The sequence below is a fragment of the Halomonas pelophila genome (assembly GCF_040196315.1).
Lineage (GTDB): Bacteria > Pseudomonadota > Gammaproteobacteria > Pseudomonadales > Halomonadaceae > Halomonas > Halomonas pelophila.
On record NZ_JBEGCI010000009.1, the window covers coordinates 31,825 to 46,275 of the forward strand.

At 67.3% G+C, this 14,451-nt stretch carries 12 protein-coding genes; 6 read left to right on the plus strand and 6 right to left on the minus strand.

Going from position 1 to position 14,451, the window contains the following annotated elements; translation table 11 throughout:
• The first annotated feature begins 245 nt into the window (after positions 1 to 245).
• The 3 genes from msrP to ABE957_RS11220 all read left to right on the plus strand — a co-directional run bounded on the left by msrP (position 246) and on the right by ABE957_RS11220 (position 3,749).
• A complete protein-coding gene (msrP, locus tag ABE957_RS11210; RefSeq protein WP_349758782.1) occupies positions 246 to 1,262 on the plus strand; it encodes a protein-methionine-sulfoxide reductase catalytic subunit MsrP in 1,017 nt (338 codons plus the stop codon).
• A complete protein-coding gene (gene msrQ, locus ABE957_RS11215; protein WP_349758783.1) occupies positions 1,262 to 1,882 on the plus strand; it encodes a protein-methionine-sulfoxide reductase heme-binding subunit MsrQ in 621 nt (206 codons plus the stop codon). Before msrP ends, msrQ begins: the two co-directional genes overlap by 1 nt.
• Before the next feature lie 460 nt (positions 1,883 to 2,342).
• Complete coding sequence (locus tag ABE957_RS11220) at positions 2,343 to 3,749, plus strand: amidohydrolase family protein (protein ID WP_349758784.1); 1,407 nt, start codon at positions 2,343 to 2,345, stop codon at positions 3,747 to 3,749.
• Between the two features lie 100 nt (positions 3,750 to 3,849).
• Here ABE957_RS11220 and ABE957_RS11225 read toward each other — a convergent pair whose 3' ends face one another.
• From ABE957_RS11225 to ABE957_RS11250, 6 genes are all read right to left on the minus strand, one after another.
• Positions 3,850 to 4,707: a LysR family transcriptional regulator gene (locus tag ABE957_RS11225; protein ID WP_349758785.1), complete on the minus strand. Its 858-nt coding sequence runs from the start codon at positions 4,705 to 4,707 to the stop codon at positions 3,850 to 3,852.
• A 244-nt stretch (positions 4,708 to 4,951) separates the two neighbouring features.
• Positions 4,952 to 6,529, minus strand: a complete 1,578-nt coding sequence (gene guaA, locus ABE957_RS11230; protein ID WP_349758786.1) for a glutamine-hydrolyzing GMP synthase — start codon at positions 6,527 to 6,529, stop codon at positions 4,952 to 4,954.
• Positions 6,530 to 6,611: 82 nt separating this feature from the next.
• The gene (gene guaB / locus ABE957_RS11235) at positions 6,612 to 8,081 is read right to left on the minus strand and encodes an IMP dehydrogenase (protein WP_349758787.1); all 1,470 of its coding nucleotides are present in this window, start codon (positions 8,079 to 8,081) and stop codon (positions 6,612 to 6,614) included.
• Positions 8,082 to 8,176: 95 nt separating this feature from the next.
• Positions 8,177 to 9,232: an ABC transporter substrate-binding protein gene (locus ABE957_RS11240; RefSeq protein ID WP_349758788.1), complete on the minus strand. Its 1,056-nt coding sequence runs from the start codon at positions 9,230 to 9,232 to the stop codon at positions 8,177 to 8,179.
• Entirely contained in the window at positions 9,229 to 10,668 is a 1,440-nt protein-coding gene (locus ABE957_RS11245; RefSeq protein WP_349758789.1) for a sensor histidine kinase, read from the minus strand. Before ABE957_RS11245 ends, ABE957_RS11240 begins: the two co-directional genes overlap by 4 nt.
• Positions 10,665 to 11,333: a response regulator gene (locus ABE957_RS11250; RefSeq protein WP_349758790.1), complete on the minus strand. Its 669-nt coding sequence runs from the start codon at positions 11,331 to 11,333 to the stop codon at positions 10,665 to 10,667. Before ABE957_RS11250 ends, ABE957_RS11245 begins: the two co-directional genes overlap by 4 nt.
• 135 nt (positions 11,334 to 11,468) lie before the next feature.
• Between ABE957_RS11250 and ABE957_RS11255 the strand changes: the two genes are divergently transcribed.
• Genes ABE957_RS11255 through ABE957_RS11265 form a run of 3 tightly spaced genes read left to right on the plus strand, consistent with a single transcriptional unit; the run spans position 11,469 to position 14,425 of the window.
• On the plus strand, positions 11,469 to 12,449 hold the full coding sequence (locus tag ABE957_RS11255) for a Bug family tripartite tricarboxylate transporter substrate binding protein (protein ID WP_349758791.1): 981 nt from the start codon (positions 11,469 to 11,471) through the stop codon (positions 12,447 to 12,449).
• Entirely contained in the window at positions 12,446 to 12,907 is a 462-nt protein-coding gene (locus tag ABE957_RS11260) for a tripartite tricarboxylate transporter TctB family protein (RefSeq protein WP_349758792.1), read from the plus strand. The genes ABE957_RS11255 and ABE957_RS11260 overlap by 4 nt, the downstream gene beginning before the upstream one ends.
• Positions 12,908 to 12,919: 12 nt before the next feature.
• Positions 12,920 to 14,425, plus strand: a complete 1,506-nt coding sequence (locus ABE957_RS11265) for a tripartite tricarboxylate transporter permease (RefSeq protein ID WP_349758793.1) — start codon at positions 12,920 to 12,922, stop codon at positions 14,423 to 14,425.
• The last annotated feature ends 26 nt before the right edge of the window (positions 14,426 to 14,451 follow it).

The following is a 14,451-nucleotide window of genomic DNA, read 5'->3' on the forward strand; positions in this document are numbered from 1 at the left end:
TGCGCCACATGGAAGGGGGCATGCCCACAAATCCATCACATCCTGGCCCAAGCCAAGTGCTCCATGGTGATCGATGGAAAAGCTGTGTCTTTCTGTGTAGCCACTCCAAGAGAGGCGCAGCACGGGATCCGGCCTCTGCTCCCCATTACAAAGCTGTCATCTTGCCGTCAGCTGTTTGACGAGGCCCGCGTGTCACGATGCTGGAAACTCGCCGCGTCAACGTTCGGCGCCAGTGGAGGCATCACATGCTGATAAAAATCGCCAAGCCCAGCGATCTGCGCGAATCCGATGTGACACCGGAATCCGTCTACCTCTCCCGTCGCCGCTTCATGGGCGGCATGGCAGGCTTGGGGGCAGGGCTCGCCCTGTCCGGCAGGGCCAAGGCCAGCGCCGACTACTCGGACGTGCCCGACGGTGATGCCCCCGCCTGGCTGCAGGCGAAGCTCGGGGCCGCCCGCCCGCGCGCCATCGTGCCGGACGACCCCGAGAAGGACGCGATTGCCCCGTTCGGCGACGCCAGCGGCTACAACAACTTCTACGAGTTCGGCACCGGCAAGTCCGACCCGGCCCGCCACGCCGACGGCCTGGAGACCCAGCCGTGGAGCGTGGTGATCGACGGCGAAGTGAATAACGGCGGCCGCTTCAACCTGGAGGACTTCGCCAGCCCCTCTCACTTCGAGGAACGCATCTATCGCCTGCGCTGCGTCGAGGCGTGGTCGATGGTGATTCCCTGGCTGGGCATCTCGCTGGCCGACGTCATCAAGCGCGCCGAGCCCACCAGCAAGGCCCGCTACGTGCGCTTCGAGACCCTGGTCGACCCCGAGCAGATGCCCGGGCAGCGCTCCTCGTTCTCGCTGATCGACTGGCCCTACGTGGAGGGGCTGCGCCTGGACGAGGCCATGCAGCCGCTGACGCTGCTGGCGCTGGGCATGTACGGCCGCGAGCTGCCCAACCAGAACGGCGCGCCCCTGCGGCTGGTGGTGCCGTGGAAGTACGGCTTCAAGAGCATCAAGTCGATCGTGCGCATCTCGCTGGTGGAAGAGCAGCCCGTCAACTCCTGGCAGCGGATCGCCCCGGAGGAGTACGGCTTCTACGCCAACGTCAATCCCGAGGTCGACCACCCTCGCTGGAGCCAGGCCACCGAACGGCGCCTGCCCAACAGCCTGTTCAATCCCAACACCCTCGATACCCGCATGTTCAACGGCTACGCCGACGAGGTGGCCGAGCTGTACGCGGGCATGGATCTGCGGAAGCACTTCTGATGACGGCACAGCGCAAATGGCAGCTCTGGCGCACCGGCGTCTTCCTGGCGGCACTGGCGCCCCTGGTGCTGTGGAGCGGGCAGGTCGCCAGCAACGCCGCCGGCCCCGAGCCGGGGCGCTACCTGCTGCTGAATATCGGCCTGGGCGGGCTCTGGATGCTGCTGCTCACCCTGAGCCTGACGCCGCTCACCAAGCTCACCCGCTGGAAGGGCTTTGCGCTGATCCGGCGGCAGCTTGGTCTCTGGACGCTGGCCTACGCCAGCCTGCACCTGCTCAGCTACGCGCTGTTCATCCTGGGGCTCGACTGGGCGATGCTCGGCAGCGAGCTGATCGAGCGCCCCTACATCCTCGTCGGCCTGCTCGCCCTGATCGGCCTTGTCGCCCTAGGCGCGACCTCGAACCGCTGGTCGATGCGCCGGCTCGGCAAGCGATGGAAGCCGCTGCACAAGCTCTCCTACCCCATCCTGGGGCTGATACTCCTGCACTTCTTCTGGGGAGTGCGCGCCGACCTCGGGGAGTGGACCCTGTACGCCACAGCATCTGCCCTGATCATGGCGACCCGCCTGCCGCCGGTGGCCCGACGCCTTCCCAGGCTTCGTCAACGACTCATCAGCGCCTAGTTGACAGAGGGGTGGCCGGCACCAGCAGCGCGGCCAGAGTCCCTTAAGAACGTGCCCACGGTGAAATGCTCCTAGCTAAGGTATTAATAGGGGTCTGTCCCCCGATTATTTTTCGACCATCAACCTGCGTGACAGGCGAGACATCATGGCGTCCTCCCGGCTGTAACTGTTTCTTTCACTGTAGGCGATCACTCAAAGACCGGGGCCGTCCATGGGTCGTCCCGGGGGATACCGGCCTCATGCCCGAGGCCATACATACTGCGATCACTGCATCCGGAGGAGCACGGCAGGAACCCTCCTGATATTACCAATCGACTTTCTTGGCCGATGGAGTGGAGATATTTGGTTATCGAATGTGGTGCATTCAGAAATATTGATGGGAAAAGATAGGCTCGCAAATTACCTTCTAGGAAGAACACCAATAACCAGGTATTACCACCCACATAAAGGCCGAAAACCAATGGGGATTTCCAACAATGTCAGCCGTAGAGGCTTCCTCGGTGCCACGGGAAAACTGACGGGCGCATGTGCCATGACAGGTATGCTAGGCGGCATGGCCAGTGCCTCCTATGCATCCAGCATGGGCTCTCAAGGCCGCCACCAAGACTCTGACAAAAAAGACAAACTTACTGAGCATCACTATTACCTCACCGACGTCACCCTCGAGGAAGGATTCGAGTACGAGGGAGATATCGTCGTCGGCACCCGTACCGGCAGGCATACGCTGGAGATCAAGGACGGACGGATCACCGATGTCATTGCCGTGGGGCAAGAACCGAATGGACAGCTGCCCCGCTACAGTGCCCGGGGACACCTGCTGCTTCCCGCGACCCGGGACATGCACATCCATCTGGACAAGACATTCTACGGTGGCCCCTGGAGAGCTCCTCGATCGCGCCAGGGGAAGACCATCAGCGACATGATTGCCCTGGAGGAGAAGCTGATACCGCAGCTGCTCCCAACCTCACGGGAGCGGGCGGAAGCCTTGATTGCGCTGCTGCTGTCGAAAGGCAGTACGGTCGCCAGAAGTCATTGCAACATCGACCCGGTCAGCGGCCTGAAAAGCCTGGAGCACCTTCAACAGGCCCTCGACAACCATCGCGATGAATTTTCCTGTGAGATCGTCGCCTTCCCCCAGCATGGTCTGCTGCGCGCCGATGTCGATGGCCTGATGCGCGAGGCCATGCAGATGGGCGTGCAGTATGTCGGCGGCCTGGACCCGACGAATGTGGATGGCGATATGGAGGGATCGCTGGACGCGATGTTCCAGATCGCCATCGACCACGATGCCAAGATCGATATCCACCTGCACGAGACCGGCCCCTCTGGCCCGGCGGCCATTCGCTACATGATGGACACGGTGGAGAGCAATCCCGCGCTGAAAGGCAAGCTGACCATCAGCCATGCGTTCGCCCTGAGTACCCTGGACATGGCCGAGGTGAAGGAATTGGCGAGCCGGTTCGCCGCCCAGCAGGTGACGATTGCCTCGACGGTCCCGATCGCGGGCCTGGTAATGCCGCTGCCCACGCTGTATGAGGCAGGCGTCTCCGTCATGACCGGCACGGATAGCGTGGTGGATCACTGGTCGCCGTTTGGCACCGGAGATGTCATGGACAAGGCCAATCTCTATGCCCAGCTGTACGGTGGCATCGATGAATTCCAGCTCAGCCGGGCCATGTCGATCGCCACGGGCGGCATACTCCCCCTGGATGCCAATGGGCAACGGGCATGGCCCCGGTCAGGCGACAGCGCAGAGTTCATGCTGGTGGATGCGAGCTGCTCGGCGGAGACCGTTGCACGTGTCTCACCGCGCGTGGCCACCTTCCACCAGGGCCGTCTGGTGGCAGGAACCGTGCATCAAGCCTGAGCCGCCGGGGATGACAACGCCCCCCGATGCCTGAGACAGGATGGAAGACAGTGGTCTGCTGTCTTCCACTCTGCCATTCCCTCGACGGCCGATAGCTTCCCTACTGTCCGTGCTCCACCAGGTCCGCCAGCATGGAGGCCACCCGCCGCGTCAATGACGAAGCCCCCCGCGGGTAGTGGATGGCGACTTCCATGGGCGCCGGTACGGGCAAACCGGAACCGTCGGACAGGATACGATGGCCAGAAATCACGGTGCGTCGCGGAAGCAGGCTGACGCCCATGCCCGCGGCCACGGCTTGCTGGACGCTGGCCAGGCTGGAACTGGTATAGACGATCTGCCACTGGCGCCCTTGGGAGTCGAGCGCATCCGTCATGTCTCGACGATAGAGACCATCGGCAGGAAAGGCCACCAATGGCAGGGGATCCAGGTCCACCACCGGGTAGGACGCACTGTCGATCCAACACAACGGCTCGGGCCAGTGCATCGTGGTGCCTTCGACGCCCGGAGGTTGTTTCACCAGAACCAGGTCGAACTCGCCCAGGTCGTAGGCACGCTTCAGGTCACGACTCAACCCGCTGGTGACTTCCAGCCTGACGCGCGGATTCTCCCTCATGAAACTCGCCAGCATGGGAGTTGCGACCGAAGAGGCGAAGTCCTCGGGCAGGCCGAGACGGAGCGTCTCGCTGAGGGCATGGCCGGATAATACGCTCACCGCCTCGGCATTGAGGCGCAGGATTTTCCTCGCGTACCCCTGTAGCTGTTCTCCCGCTTCCGTCGGCCGGACATGGTGATGCTCCCTCTCCAGCAGGCGTTGCCCCACCGCCGACTCGAGCCGCAGGATTTGCTGACTGACTGTCGACTGTGTCGAGTTGAGGCGTTTTGCCGCCGCAGTGAAGCTTCCCGTATCGATGACCGTGATAAAGGTATAGAGGAGATCGTGATTGAGAGGCCTATTCATCGCATCACTGCCGGCTGTCCACGCCGGACACGTCCATTCGTCGAGGGAAGCGATGATCTTTTCAGTCTAATCACCGCGGTGCAATATCGTTCAGTATCCCGACATGCACGTTCCCCCCTCTCACCAGTATCTTCAGGCCCTCGAGTGCGGTTTCGCCGTGGACCACGCCGGCCAGCGGCCCAGACACGAAGAACCCGCCATAGGGCGGGTTCTCGTCGTTCAGCACACTAAGTGACAGGAAGGGTCACTCCCACTCGATCGTCGCGGGCGGCTTGCTGCTCACGTCGTAGGTGACGCGGGAGACGCCGGTGATCTCGTTGATGATGCGGTTGGAGACCTTCTCCAGCAACTCGTAGGGCAGATGCGCCCAGCGAGCAGTCATGAAGTCGATGGTCTCCACGGCGCGCAGCGCGATCACCCACTCGTAGCGGCGGCCGTCGCCGACCACGCCCACGGACTTCACCGGCAGGAAGACGGCGAAGGCCTGGCTGGTCTTGTGGTACCAGCCAGCGTTGTGCAGCTCCTCGATGAAGATGGCGTCGGCCTCGCGCAGGATGTCGGCGTACTCCTTCTTCACCTCGCCGAGGATGCGCACGCCCAGGCCCGGCCCCGGGAAGGGGTGACGGTAGACCATGTCGTAGGGTAGGCCAAGCTCGACGCCGAGCTTGCGCACCTCGTCCTTGAACAGCTCGCGCAGCGGCTCGACGAGCTTGAGCTTCATGGTCTCGGGCAGGCCGCCCACGTTGTGGTGCGACTTGATCACGTGCGCCTTGCCGGTCTTGGCGGCGGCGGACTCGATCACGTCCGGGTAGATGGTGCCCTGGGCCAGGAAGTCGACGCCCTCGATCTTGGCGGCCTCGGTATCGAACACGTCGATGAAGGTGTTGCCGATGATCTTGCGCTTGGCCTCGGGCTCGGCCTCGCCTTTCAGCTTGCTGAGGAACAGGTCCTCGGCGTCGACGCGGATCACCTTCACGCCCATGTGCTTGGCGAAGGTCTCCATCACTTGGTCGCCTTCCGCCTTGCGCAGCAGGCCGTTGTCGACGAACACGCAGGTCAGCTGGTCGCCGATGGCCTTGTGCAGGAGTGCCGCCACCACTGAGGAGTCCACGCCGCCGGAGAGGCCGAGCAGCACGTGGCGGTCGCCCACCTGATCACGCACGCGACTGATCTGGTCCTCGATGATCTGCGCCGGGGTCCAGTTGCGCTCGCTGCCGCAGATATCCAGCACGAAGTGCTCGAGGATGCGCTGGCCCTGCAGGGTGTGAGTCACCTCAGGGTGGAACTGCACGCCGTAGAAGCGCTTCTCCTCCCAGCTCATGGCGGCAATCGGGCAGCTCGGGGTGGAGGCGGTCACGGTGAACTCGGCGGGCACCTCGGCCACCTTGTCGCCGTGGCTCATCCACACATCGAGCAGGCTGTTGCCGGTCTCATGATCGATGTGATCCGAGATGTTCTTGAACAGCGCGGTCTCGGCATCCAGGCGGATCTGGGCGTAGCCGAACTCACGCACGTTCGACCCGGCCACCTGGCCGCCGAGCTGCTCGGCCATGGTCTGCATGCCGTAGCAGATGCCGAACACCGGCAGGCCCATCTCGAACACGCACTGCGGGGCGCGGGGCGAATCCAGCTCGGTGACCGACTCGGGGCCGCCGGCGAGAATGATGCCGTTGGGGGCGTACTCGCGAATCTCGGCCTCGGTGATGTCGAAGGCACGAACCTCGGAGTAGACGCCGATCTCGCGCACGCGGCGGGCGATCAGCTGGGTGTACTGGGAGCCGAAGTCGAGGATCAGGATCTTGTGGGCGTGAATATCGGTCATGGGAACGTCTCGGTGTGGCGGCAGGCCGGATCCAAAAGCGAGCGGCGGGGTTGCCCCCGCCGCGGTAGTTCAGAGGTCGGGATCACCCGGCCCGGTAGTTCGGGGCTTCCTTGGTGATCTGCACGTCGTGCACGTGGGACTCGTTGAAGCCGGCCCCGGTGATCTGCACGAACTGCGGCTTGGTGCGCATCTCCTGGATGTCGCGGCAGCCGGTGTAGCCCATGGAGGCACGCAGGCCGCCCATCAGCTGGTGGACGATGGCGCTCATCATGCCCTTGTAGGGCACGCGGCCTTCGATGCCTTCGGGCACCAGCTTCTCGGCGCCCTCGCTCTTGTCCTGGAAGTAGCGGTCGGCGCTGCCCTGGGTCTGGGACATGGCGCCCATGGAGCCCATGCCGCGGTAGGCCTTGTAGGTACGGCCCTGGAAGAGCTCGATCTCGCCCGGGGATTCCTCGGTGCCGGCCAAGAGGCCACCGGCCATCACGCAGCTGGCACCGGCCGCCACGGCCTTGGCCAGGTCGCCGGAGAAGCGCACGCCGCCATCGGCGATCAGCGGGATGTCGTAGGGCACCAGGGCCGCGGCGACGTTGGAGACGGCGGTGATCTGCGGCACGCCGACGCCCGCCACCACGCGGGTGGTGCAGATGGAGCCGGGGCCGATGCCGACCTTGACGGCATCGGCGCCGGCCTCGGCCAGCGCCTTGGCGGCCTCGGCGGTGGCGATGTTGCCGCCGATCACCTGGATCTGCGGGAAATTCTGCTTGACCCAGCGCACGCGCTCGATCACGCCCTTGGAGTGGCCGTGGGCGGTGTCGACCACCACCACGTCGACCCCGGCCTCGGCGAGGGCGGCCACGCGGTCCGGCGTCTCGGGGCCGGTGCCCACCGCGGCGCCGACCAGCAGGCGGCCGTCGGCGTCCTTGGCGGCGAGGGGGAAGGTGCGGGCCTTCTCGATGTCCTGGAAGGTGACCAGGCCGCGCAGGCGCTGCTCGTCATCCACCACCAGCATCTTCTCGATGCGGTGCTCCTGCATCTTGCCCTTGATGACGTCGAGGGTGGTGCCGACCGGCACGGTCACGAGCTTCTCGCCGGGGGTCATGATGTCGGCGACGCTGTCGCCGTGGTTGGGCTGGAAGCGCATGTCGCGCTGGGTCACCAGGCCAACCAGGGTCTCTCCCTCCACCACCGGGAAGCCGGAGAAGCCGTGCTCCTCGGCCATCGCCAGCAGGTCGTCCAGCTTGGCCTTGGGGCTGACGGTGACCGGGTCCTTCACGATCACGCTCTCGTGCTTCTTGACCTTGCGCACCTCGGTGGCCTGCTGCGCCATGGTCATGCTCTTGTGGATGATGCCGATGCCCCCTTCCTGGGCCATGGCGATGGCCAGGCGAGCCTCGGTGACGGTGTCCATGGCGGCGGAGACCAGCGGGATGTTCAGGTACAGATCCCGGGTCAGACGGGTCCGGAGGCTGACGTCGTTGGGCAGGACCTCGGAATACCCGGGGACGAGTAATACGTCATCGAACGTAAGAGCTTCTTGGGCCATACGTAGCATATGCGGCAACACCCATGGAGGTAGGAGGAGGGAGTGAAGTTAATCCCCCATTATAGCGGCCGGCCCGGGGGTCCGGCAATCCGTGGCGTGCTTGCTCACTCCTCCCCGGCGCGGCGAAACTCTCGGCGCCAGCGCTCCAGGAAGGCGGCGCGGCGCTGGGGATCGACGAAGGCCAGCAGCGAGGCGTTGAGGGGAATCGGGAAGAGCCGCTCGCCCACCTGATCGCGCAGCCGCGCCGCCGTATAGGGCCCGACGATGTCCGGGCGCACGCTGAACAGCGGGGTCTGGCCGGCAAGCACACGCTGGCCCTCGCGGCCGAGCAGGAAATCGACGAAGGCCTCGGCGGCCGCCGGATGCGGTGCGTCGCGATGGATGAAGGCCATGCGCATCATCACCAGCGAGTAGTCCCTGGGCACCTGCACGATCACCTCGGGGTGCTGCTGGGCCCAGACCATGGCGTAGGAGCCCAGCAGGTTGTAGCCGAGCCAGTAGCGCCCGTCGGAGAGCCCCTCGAGCATCACCCGGGTGCTGCCCTCGAGGTGAGCGTTCACCCGCCCCATGCCGGCCACCAGGTCCCAGAAGCGCGGCGTGTAGCGGGCATCCTGCTGGAAGAGCGTATAGCCCACGCCGCTCTCCAGGGGTGAGTAAGTGGTCACCCTGCCCTCGAGCATGTCCCGCTCGGTGGTCAGCAGGGTGTGCAGGTCGGCGTGGGTCTGGGGCGGCATCATGTGGCGCGAGAGATCGAGCCGGTAGGCCATGACGATGGGCTCGAAGGTGAAGCCGAACACCTCGTCGCGCCACTTGGCCCAGGCCGGCCAGCGCCGCGCCGCCGGCGAGTCCAGCCGCCGCGCGTAGCCCTGGTTGACCCGCGCCATCTGCCAGGGCATCGCCGAGCTGATCACCACGTCCGGTGCCGGGTCGGCCTCGACGACCAACGCATCGACCTCCAGGGTCGAGCGGTCGCGAAACTCCAGGGCGATCTCGGGGTGGGCGGCGCGAAAGGCGTCGAGCAGCGGCGCGACCACCTCGCGGTCCAGCGCCGCCTCGACCACCAGCGGCGTCGGCGCCGCGCGCAGCGGGGTGGACGCCAGCAGTATCGCCAGCGACATGGCCATCAGGAGCGGATGCAGAGCGTGTCGCCAGGGCGTCATGGGGCCTCCTCGGGATCGCACAGGGGCAGGTGAAGCCTCACTATCAGGCCGTGGGGCTCGCGGGCGTCGAGGGTCAGTCGCCCTCCGAGGCGATGGGCGATGGAGTCGACGATCGAGAGGCCCAGCCCCGAGCCGTCGGTGTCCTGGCGCCCACCCCGCTCGAAGGGCTGCAGCAGACGCTCGCGGGCCTCCACGGGCACGCCGGGGCCGTCGTCCTCGACGAAGAGCGCCACCTCATCCCGCCGGTCGCGACTCTGGTCGAGCCCCTCGAGCCCCTTGAGCATTTCAAGACCCAAGGTGATCACGCTGCCCGGCGGCGTGTAGCGCAGGGCGTTGTCGATCAGGTTGCCGAGCAGCTCGCGGATCGCCCAGCCCTCGGCGCGCACCCACACCGGCCCGGCGGGCAACTCGGCGAGCCCCAGATCGTGGTCGCGGGCCGCCTCGCGTCCGGCCCAGTCGAGCACGGTCTCGCGCAGCGCGGCGGCGAGGTCCAGCGGCGCCACGGCGTCGGCCTCGCCGAGGTGGCGCAGGCGGGCCAGGCTCAACAGCTGGCCGGCGAGGCGGCTGGTGCGCCCGGCGCCCTCGTGCACCGCGGCAAGGGCGGCCTGCCAGTCGGCCGGGTCCTCGCTCTTCAGCGCCAGCTCGCTCACGCTCTGCAGCCCGGCCAGCGGCGTCTTGAGCTGGTGGCTGGCGTCGGCGGTGAAGCGCAGCAGCGCCTCGCGGCTCTGGCGCTGGCGGGCAAACAGGTGATCGAGGGTCTGGGCCAGCTCGCGCATCTCCTCGGGCACCCGGGCATCCAGCGGGCGCATGTCGTCGGCGTCGCGGCGGCGCAGCGCGCGGCGCAGCCGGCGCATCGGCCCCAGCGCCACCCGCAGGGCCAGCGCCATCAGCACCCCTGCCAGCAGCACCATGGCGACGAAGCGGGTCAGGGTGCGCTCGAACAGCTCATCGGCCAGCGCCATGCGCCCGGCCCGGGTGTGGCCGACCCAGACCTGCACCGGCTCCTGGGAGACCCAGCCCGCGGAGTCGACCTCACGGCCATAGAGGCGCCAGGCCTCGCCGTCGAGGCGCGCGGTCAGCGCCAGGGGCGCGTCGGCGGCCCGCTCGCGCCAGCCGGGCTCGATGGCAAAGGGCAGGTTGGCGGAGACGGCCTCGCCGTCGGCGTCGAGCACGGCATAGAAGACGCGCTCCTGGTGCCGGGTGGCGAGTATCTGCAGGGCCGCCGCGGGCACCTCGATCAGCGGCTCGCCCTGCTGCCACTGCACGGCCTCGGCGATGGTCAGGGCGGCGGCCTCGAGCTGGCTGTCGTAGGCGCGCTCGGCGGCGCGCTGGCTGCTGACCCAGGCCTCGACCATCAGCAGCGCGCCGAGGCCGGTGACGGTGACCAGCAGCCACACCGCCAGGCGGCGCTTGAGCGAGCCCGCGACCTCGATCACCCGGCATCGTCCTCCAGCCGGTAACCGAGCCCGCGAAAGGTGCGGATCCGCAACCCCGTGCCAGAAAGCCGCTTGCGCAGCCGGCTGACGTAGACCTCCAGGGCGTTGGACCCCACCTCGTCGAAGCCGAACAGCCGCCGCTCCAGCGCCTCCCGCGGGGCGATGCTGCCGGCGTGCAGCAGCAGCCCCTCGAGCAGCAGCAGCTCGCGGCGCGGCAGCGCCAGCGGCGCATCGTCCAGGGTCGCCGCGCCGGTGGCCGGGTCGAAGGCGAGGCACCCATAGCGCAGGCGGTTGTCGCTGCGCTGCTGGCTGCGGCGCAGCAGGGCGCGCACCCGGGCCTCCAGCTCGGCGATCGAGAAGGGCTTGGCGAGGTAGTCGTCGGCGCCCAGATCGAGGCCGCTGACTCGATCGTCGATGCCGTCCCGGGCGGTGAGGATCAATACCGGGGTGGTGTCGCCGCGGTCGCGCAGCGCGGCGAGCAGCGCGAGGCCGTCACCGTCGGGCAGGCCGAGGTCGAGCAGGATCAGGTCGAAGCGGTCGTGGCGCAGGGCGGCCCGAGCCTCGGCGTAGGTACCAAACACCTCGACGGTATTGCCCAGGGGAGCGAGCGCCTGCTCCAGGGAGCGGGCGATCAGCGCATCGTCCTCGATGACCAGCAGGCGCATACGACCAATGTCTCAGGCGGTGAGGGGGAAGGTGACAGGTTGATGAAAGGTGGCGGCCCTAGCATCGCTCTGGCCATCACGCGAGGCAGAAAAGGGCCTCGCCCACCTCGCATAACAAGAGAACAGGAGTTCGCCATGAAGATCAACACGGCCATCCGCCACGCCTCCGGCCTCGCCCTGCTGGGCGGCGCCCTGCTCGCCGGCCCCGCCCAGGCCGCCGGCGATGCCGAATGCATCGCCCCCGCCAAGCCCGGCGGCGGCTACGACCTGACCTGCCGCCTGGCCGCCAACGGCCTGCTCGAGACGGGTCGCATCGACTCGCCGATGCTGGTGACCTACATGCCCGGCGGCATCGGCGCCGTGGCCTACAACCATGTCAATGGCGTGCGCACCGACGACGAGAACCTGATCGTCGCCGCCAGCACCGGCGCCGCGGTCAACCTGGCGCTGGGCAAGTTCGGCCAGTACGACGCCGACGAGGTGCGCTGGCTGGGCGCCCTGGGCGTCGACTATGGCGCCATCGTGGTCGGCGCCGACGCGCCCTGGCAGTCGCTGGACGAGCTGATGGCCGACCTTCAGGCCAACCCGGGCGAGATCGCCTTCGGCGCCGGCGGCACCGTGGGCAGCCAGGACTGGATGAAGGCCGCGCTGACCGCCAAGGCCGGCGACGTCGACCCGCGCGACCTGCGCTACGTGGCCTTCGAGGGCGGCGGCGAGGCGCTGGCCGCGCTGCTCGGCGATCACATCCAGGTCTTCACCGGCGATCTCTCCGAGCTCCAGTCGCAGCTCGAGAGCGGCAAGGTCCGGGTGCTGGCCGCGCTCTCCGAGGAGCGCATGGGCGGCCCCTACGCCGAGATCCCCACCGCCGCCGAGCAGGGCTACGACGTGCAGTGGCCGATCTGGCGCGGCTACTACATGGGCCCGGAGGTCAGCGACCAGGCCTACCAGGCGTGGGTCGAGCGCCTACAGGCCCTGGCCGAGGACCCGGCCTTCGCCGAGATCCGCGAGGCGCGTGGCCTCTTCCCGATGTCGCGCTTCGGTGACGACTTCGACGGCTACGTGAAGGAGCAGGTCGCCGGCTTTAAGTCACTGGCCGAGGAAGTGGGACTGAAATGAGCCAAGTCACCAAGCCGGTCGCCGACCGGCTGTTGGGGATCGTGCTGATCGGCCTGGCGGCGTTCGTCGCCGTCCAGGCCATCAACCTCGAGGTCCCGTTCAGCTACGAGCCCGTGGGTCCACGGGCCTTTCCGCTGGGGCTTGCGATCCTGCTCGCCGGCCTCTCGCTGGTGCTCGTCTTCAAGCCCGGCGCCGACGGCGAGTGGCCGCACAAGGCGCTGGCGATACGCCTGCTGCTGGTGCTGGGCCTGCTGCTGGCCTACGCCATGCTGTTCACCGGCCTGGGCTTCATTCCCACCTCGCTGATGGTGGTGGCCGCCCTGGCCCGGCTCTTCGGCGCCAGCAACGGCAAGGCGCTGATCACCGGCGTGCTGCTCTCCGCGGGCAGCTATGTGCTGTTCACCGAGGGCCTGGGCATCGCCCTGCCCACCGGCACCTGGCTTGCCGCGTTCATCTAGAGGACTGCCACCATGTTCGATTTCCTGATCGAGGGCTTCGGCGTCGCCCTGACGCCGCTCAACCTGGGGCTGGCCTTCCTCGGCGCGCTGCTCGGCACCCTGTTCGGGGCGCTGCCGGGCATCGGGCCGATCAACGGCATCGCCATCCTGATGCCGCTGGCCTACACCCTGGGGCTGCCGGCCGAGTCGGCGCTGATCCTGCTGGCCGGCATCTACACCGGCGCCGAGTACGGCGGGCGGATGTCGAGCATCCTGCTCAACGTGCCGGGCGATGCCGGGGCGGTGATGACCACCCTGGACGGCCATCCGCTGGCCAAGAAGGGCCTGGCCGGCCCGGCGCTCGGCCTCTCGGCGGTGAGCTCCTTCGTCGGCGCCACCATCGCCATCATCGGCCTGACGCTGTTCGCGCCGCTGCTCGCCGAGGTGGCGGTGATGTTCGGCCCCGCCGAGTTCTTCGCGCTGATGGTGTTCGCCTTCTCGTCGATGTCGGTGATGATGGGCAAGGATCCGATCAAGACCGCCATCGGCGCGGTGCTCGGCGTGCTGATCGCCACCGTGGGCGTCGATTCCGGCACCGGCGTGATGCGCTACACCTTCGGCATGCCCGAGCTCTATGACGGCATCGACTTCGTGGTGATGATCATCGGCCTGTTCGCGATCAGCGAGATCCTGCTGATGCTCGAGCACGCCCACCGCAAGGACGGCGATGGTGAGCTGCCGCCGCTGGGCCGGGTCTTCGTCAGCCTCAAGGAAGTGCTCTACTGCAAGGGCGCCATGTGGCGCTCGGGGCTGCTCGGCTTCATCATCGGCGTGCTGCCCGGCACCGGGGCCTCGGTGGCCGGCGCGGTCTCCTACACCACCGAGAAGCGCCTCTCCGACAAGCACGGCACCTTCGGCAAGGGTGACATGCGCGGCCTGGCGGCGCCCGAGGCGGCCAACAACGCCTCGGCGGCGGGCTCCTTCGTGCCGATGCTGACCCTCGGCATCCCCGGCTCCGGCACCACCGCGGTGCTGCTCGGCGCGCTGATGCTCTATAACATCACCCCCGGGCCGATGATGTTCACCGAACGCCCCGAGGTCGCCGGCGGTCTGATCGCCTCGCTCTACATCGGCAACATCGTGCTGCTGGCGCTCAACCTGCCGCTGGCCGGCGTGTTCGCCCGGGTGCTGACCATCCCGCGCTGGGTGCTGGTGCCGGCCATCGCCATCCTGGCCTTCGTCGGCGTCTACCAGCTGCACTCGGACCTGACCGCCATCTACCTGATGCTGCTGATCGGCGTGTTCGGCTACCTGCTGCGCAAGCTCGGCTTCTCGCTGGCCCCGGTGATCCTGGGCTACGTGCTGGGCGGGCTGATGGAGCAGAACCTGCGTCGGGCGCTGTCGATCAGCGGCGGCGACGTGGATATCCTCTGGCAGTCCGGCATCTCGCTGGGGCTATGGATCGCCGCCGCCGCGCTGCTGGTGCTGCCCTGGCTGGTGCCGAAGCTGCTCGCCGCGCGCAGCCGCCGCGTCGGCTGATCCCCCTCGGGCCCGCTTCGGCGGGC